Genomic DNA, 5,176 nt, shown 5'->3' with positions numbered 1-5,176 from the left:
TTTTGTTCGTCAGCAGCAGAGGAAAGAGAGTATGAAGTGTTTTTCGTTTTTCGTCAACCCCTTCGTTTCGCTTCGTCTCAGATTTCTCTGCCGATCTTGCTACCGTAACCGCTTGATTACGTTAACATTTTTCGGTCATGCCGAAGCGGAGGCGAACTATAGCAAAGCCCTCAATCGCGCAAGTGCTCAGCAATAATATAGTTCTGCAGTGAAAAATTAGGGCGACGGCGCCACGCCGCGCAGCTGTTCCGCGTCCTGCAGCGGCGTGGCACCAAACAGGCGGCGGTACTCGCGGCTGAACTGCGATGGACTTTCATACCCCACCTGGAAAGCCACATTCGCGGCTTCGACGCCGCCGCTCATCAGTAACTTGCGCGCCTCCAGCAGCCGCACCTGTTTCTGGTATTGGAGCGGACTCATTATGGTCGCAGCCTTGAAGCGGCGATGAAGGACCGACGGGCTCAGGTGTACGGCCTCGGCTAGCTCCGCAATTTTCAAGGGTGCATCGTAATGCTCGCGGATCCAGCTGATCGCCTTGTTGACCGCATGCTCGCGATGGCCTCCCATCAATCCCTGCGTCAGGGTGGTCCCGCCCGGTCCCGTCACCAGGTGATACATGATTTCCTGTTTAAGCAGATGCGCCAGGACAGGCAGATCCGACGGCCGGTCGAGCAGTCTTAACAGGCGCTCGAACGCTTCCAGCAAGGCCGTGCCCGCGATTTCCACGCTGACAAGAGGCAGATCGTCTCCCTGAAACGGCATCGGCACTCGCATCTCGAGCATGAAGGAGGCAAGCTCCTTGGGATCAAGATCGACCCGGATGCCGTAATAAGGTTCCGCTTCGCTGGCACGCACGACCTGGCCCGAGACTGGGATCGTCGTCCCCGCCTGCACATAACAGCCGGCGCCGTAGCGCAGTACGCGCTCACCCACCAGCATCTGCTTCTCGCCCTGCAGCATCAGGCACATCGACGGTTCCAGCATCCCGCGGCCGATTGCCGTCGGCCCCCGGCGCCGGATCAGCTCCAGCCAGGGCAGTGCCGTCGACAGGTCATCGATGTCGTCCGCCGCGGAGAAGCGGCCGCTGACCGTCTCGAGCAACTGCCGGAGCAACCCGCGTTCAGAGCGACTGTTCATAGCCAAGCAGGGTCTTTGGCTCGAGATATTCCTCCAGTCCGAAGATGCCGAATTCACGCCCCAGCCCCGACTGCTTGAATCCACCAAACGGCGCCATCGGCTCATCGTACAGGCCATTGATGAAGACCCGGCCCGCTTCGATGCGGCGAGCGACACGGTTCGCACGCGCCACGTCTCCCGAGAACACATAGACATGCAAGCCATAGATCGTGTCGTTGGCGATCGCGATGGCATCTTCCTCATCGTCGTAGGCAATGACGGACAGGACCGGTCCGAAGATCTCTTCCTTTGCGATGGTCATGTCGTTGCGGACATTGCTGAACACAGTAGGCCGCACGAAATAGCCGCGCTCCAGCCCCTCCGGCAAGCCGGTACCGCCCAGCAGCAGGGTTGCGCCCTCCTCGATCCCTTTGCGGATATATCCTTGCACGCGCTGGTACTGGGTGGCGCTCACCATCGGCCCGATCCGGGTTTCCGGATCGCGTGGATCGCCCACCTTCAAGGCCTGGAACGCCGCGACGATGCCTTGCTCGGCCTCCTGCAATCGAGCGCGGGGCACCAGCAGGCGCGTACCGGCCAGGCAGGCCTGGCCGCTGTTCATGGTTGCCGCCGCCGCGATGAAGGGCATGGCCTTGTCGAAGTCGGCGTCGTCGAGCAGGATTGTGGGCGACTTGCCGCCCAGTTCCAGGGTGACGCGCTTGAGCGTGTCGGCGGACCCGCGCACGATCGACTTGCCGACCGCGGTGGAGCCGGTAAACGAGATCTTTGCAATGCCCGGATGGCGCACGAGGGCGGCGCCGACGACGTCGCCACGGCCGGTCAGGATGTTGAACAGGCCGGCCGGCACTTCAGCCCGGTGTAACACGCGGGTCAGCAGTTCAGTCTGGCGTGCGCTCAATTCGCTCGGCTTGATCACTGCCGTACTGCCGGCGGCGATCGCCATCGCGAGTTTGCTGCAGATCATGCCGTAGTTTGCATTCCAGGGCGTGATCAGGCCAACCACACCGAGCGGCTCCATGCGCACCCGCGCGCTGGCAACCTGGCGCTCGAACGGGTAATCGGCCAGCAGCGTGCGCGCCTGGTCGAACGAGGCAGCGGCCCGCTTGGAGGTGGCGACGGAAATACCGTGAGGTCCGCCGTATTCCTCGATCATTGTCGCGATCAATTCCTCTTCTGCATCGGCCACCGCCTCATGCAGGCGTGCGAGCCAAGCCATGCGCTGTTCGCGCGACGATCCGGCAAGTTCGTGATAAGCGGCGGTCGCTGCGGCGATCGCGTTTTCCGCATCGACCTCATCGGCCAGGGTGACTTGCGCCGCTTCCTGCCCGGTGACCGGGTCGACCAGGGTAAAGCGCTCGGCGCCATGCGGGGTGACGAATTGTCCCTTGATATAAATAGTGTCGATCGATTTCATGGGTGCTCCATTCAAGACAATGTTCATTCATCATAGAAGTCAGGGGGAGTCGGGAGGTAGATGGTTCCTCGCATCCTCTTGCCTGATCCTGTCATTCGCGCGAGGATCCGACAATTCGCCGTATTGCAGAGATGGCGCTATGTAAGTGCTTACGCACGCCACACCACTTATGCTTCGGCGCTGCATCAATTTCGTCAGACAATCGCTTGCAATTATCTAGTGTGCGACCTATATTGGAAGCATGAACGCGAACACTCCCACCTCCCCTGCGACGCCCATGCTCGACGAGCAACTGTGCTTCGCCTTGTACTCGACCTCGTTGGCAATGATGCGGGTCTACCGCGGCTTACTGCCGAAGCTCGGGCTCACCTATCCGCAATATCTCGTGATGATGGTTTTGTGGGAACAGGATCAGTTGACCGTGTCCGACATCGGCGAGCGCCTGTTCCTGGATTCCGCGACCTTGACGCCCTTGCTCAAGCGTATGGAAGCCCAGGGACTGGTGCAGCGTAACCGCGCGCGAAGCGATGAACGCCAGGTGATCATCAGCCTGACCGACGAGGGCAAGGCATTGAGGAAGGAAGCCGCCAGCGTGATGCCGGCAGTGTTGTGCGCAACTCAGTGTTCGGTCGACGAAGCCGCGGCCCTGCGCGACCAGTTAGTGGGCCTGCGCAAGAGCCTGAACGACAGCACTGACTGAGCGGCGCCTGATAGATCGGCAGCTCAGCCTGCGATCCGCAGTGGGTTGCCTTCGGTGCCGATACGGAACACGCGCACGGTGCGCAGCAGCGTCGCTGCCTGTTCCTTGAGGGCCGCGGCCGACGCGGCGGCCTGTTCAACCAAGGCAGCGTTCTGCTGGGTTGCCTCGTCCATTTGACCCACCGCATGATTCACTTGCTGGATACCAGCATGCTGGGCTTCGCTCGCGGTAGTGATTTCAGCGATGATGCCGCTGACTTCCTTCACGCTGGCCACGATGTCGTCCATCGTGGTGCCGGCCTGCTCCACCAGCTTCGAACCCGCATCCACCTTAGCGACCGAATCGCCGATCAATGCCGAGATTTCCTTGGCAGCAGTGGCCGACCGCTGTGCCAGGTTGCGCACTTCGCTTGCCACCACGGCAAAGCCCCGTCCCTGCTCCCCAGCGCGCGCCGCTTCGACCGCCGCATTCAATGCCAGGATATTGGTCTGGAAGGCGATTGCGTCGATCACGCTGGTGATATCCGAAATCTTGCGGGCCGAGGCATTGATATCCTGCATGGTATCGACCACGGCGGAGACGACGGTGCCGCCCTTGCTTGCAACCACGCTGGCCGATGCGGCGAGCGTATTCGCGTGACGGGCGTAGGCGGTATTCTGTTCGACGACAGCGGTCAGCTCTTTCATCGAATCGGCCGTGCGGCCCAGCGAGTTCGCCTGTTCTTCGGTGCGCATCGACAGATCGTCGTTGCCGGCGCTGATCTCGCTGGAAGCGGTGGCGATCATGTCGGTACCGCCGCGAACTTGCGCCACGATGTTTTGCAAGCTGACCTGCATTTCGCTGATGGCATGCATGACGCTGGCGTCGTCATTGGGACGAACGGCGACGTCAACGGTCAGGTCGCCCGCAGCAATGGCCGACGCGATACGATTGACTTCGACCGGTTCGCCACCCAGCTGGCGCAGCAGGTGGGCCGTGATCGCGCTGCCGACCAGCACGCTCAGGGCCACTGCGGCAAGCGTGACCACGACGATCGTGGTCCTGGCGGTAGCGATCGATTCCTGCGCATGGGCAGTACCGTCAGCGACATATTGCTGCACGGTAGTGATGACGCGGTCGATATCGAGCACGTTCTGACGGCGCAGCGGACTGCATTCGTTGACGAGGAAGCTGCCGTATTCGGTCAGCTGGCCGGCATCGCGATAACGCCGTGGGCGGTTCAGCTCTTGCGCCATCTGCAGCAGTCCGTCGCGCATCTTCGCGAAATCGGCATTCCCCACAAACAGTGGCTCCAAGGCCTGCAGTTCGGCGAGATAACGGGCTTTGTGTTCGTCCAGGAGGTCGAGTTCACGCCTGGCGTCGGTAACGTCCGGGAAGATGTAGGCATTGCGCGCGGCGAGGCCGGTCTGGGCAAGCGATTCGCGCAACTCGTATAGACGCTCGAGCTGGGTTGTGCGCATGGTGTTTTGCGCGGCGAGTTCCTGACCGACGTTTCCTAATTCACGCCATGCAAAGATGGCCAGTACGATGATCAGGATCCCGACCAGGCCAAAGCCGACACCGAGTTTGGCGCGCGTGCTAAGAGCAGAAAGTGATCGCATAAAATTCTTTGTAAGAGTGTTGAGGCAAACGAAGTCCCTGCCGGCGTGATGTGCCAACAAGAAAAAATAATTGGGTAACGAAGAATTATAGAAAACTATCTGTCGCGCACGATTGATTCTGTGCAGAAAGCAAAGTTATTTGTACGCAATGCGCTTTATGACAAAGCGTTTTGGTGCTTGAACAACAGTGCGATGTCAGCGCAGAAAGCAAAAAAGCCCGCTCAGTTTAACTGAGCGGGCTTTTTCTATATAACTAGCCTGACGATAACCTACTTTCACACTGGTTGCAGCACTATCATCGGCGCAAAGTCGTTTCACGGTCCT

5 protein-coding genes are annotated in these 5,176 nt (G+C 60.2%); 2 read left to right on the top strand and 3 right to left on the bottom strand.

The genetic code is table 11. The annotated features are described in order from the left end of the window. On the top strand, positions 1-196 hold a 196-nt coding region (locus tag AC3A6F_RS25245), incomplete at its 5' end, for a hypothetical protein (protein ID WP_487686537.1). A gap of 20 nt (positions 197-216) precedes the next feature. Here AC3A6F_RS25245 and AC3A6F_RS25240 read toward each other — a convergent pair. Next, positions 217-1,137, bottom strand: a complete 921-nt coding sequence (locus AC3A6F_RS25240; RefSeq protein ID WP_487686535.1) for an AraC family transcriptional regulator — start codon at positions 1,135-1,137, stop codon at positions 217-219. Then, positions 1,121-2,551: an aldehyde dehydrogenase family protein gene (locus AC3A6F_RS25235; RefSeq protein WP_487686533.1), complete on the bottom strand. Its 1,431-nt coding sequence runs from the start codon at positions 2,549-2,551 to the stop codon at positions 1,121-1,123. Before AC3A6F_RS25235 ends, AC3A6F_RS25240 begins: the two co-directional genes overlap by 17 nt. Before the next feature lie 241 nt (positions 2,552-2,792). Here AC3A6F_RS25235 and AC3A6F_RS25230 point away from each other — a divergent pair, with 241 nt between their 5' ends. Then, a complete protein-coding gene (locus AC3A6F_RS25230) occupies positions 2,793-3,251 on the top strand; it encodes a MarR family winged helix-turn-helix transcriptional regulator (protein ID WP_487686531.1) in 459 nt (152 codons plus the stop codon). Positions 3,252-3,274: 23 nt separating this feature from the next. Here AC3A6F_RS25230 and AC3A6F_RS25225 read toward each other — a convergent pair whose 3' ends face one another. After that, a complete protein-coding gene (locus tag AC3A6F_RS25225) occupies positions 3,275-4,852 on the bottom strand; it encodes a methyl-accepting chemotaxis protein (protein WP_487686529.1) in 1,578 nt (525 codons plus the stop codon). Positions 4,853-5,176 lie beyond the last annotated feature (324 nt).

The organism is Massilia sp. Soil_C_3, from assembly GCF_057657035.1.
The sequence above is the reverse complement of the archived record's forward strand: the minus strand, read 5'-3'. Positions and strand labels throughout refer to the sequence as shown.

What these genes read in the sequence shown, in the direction of transcription:
- AC3A6F_RS25240 (WP_487686535.1), bottom strand. Translation starts at nt 1,137, where the DNA reads ATGAACAGTCGCTCTGAACGCGGGTTGCTCCGGCAGTTGCTCGAGACG.
- AC3A6F_RS25235 (WP_487686533.1), bottom strand. Translation starts at nt 2,551, where the DNA reads ATGAAATCGATCGACACTATTTATATCAAGGGACAATTCGTCACCCCG.
- AC3A6F_RS25230 (WP_487686531.1), top strand. Translation starts at nt 2,793, where the DNA reads ATGAACGCGAACACTCCCACCTCCCCTGCGACGCCCATGCTCGACGAG.
- AC3A6F_RS25225 (WP_487686529.1), bottom strand. Translation starts at nt 4,852, where the DNA reads ATGCGATCACTTTCTGCTCTTAGCACGCGCGCCAAACTCGGTGTCGGC.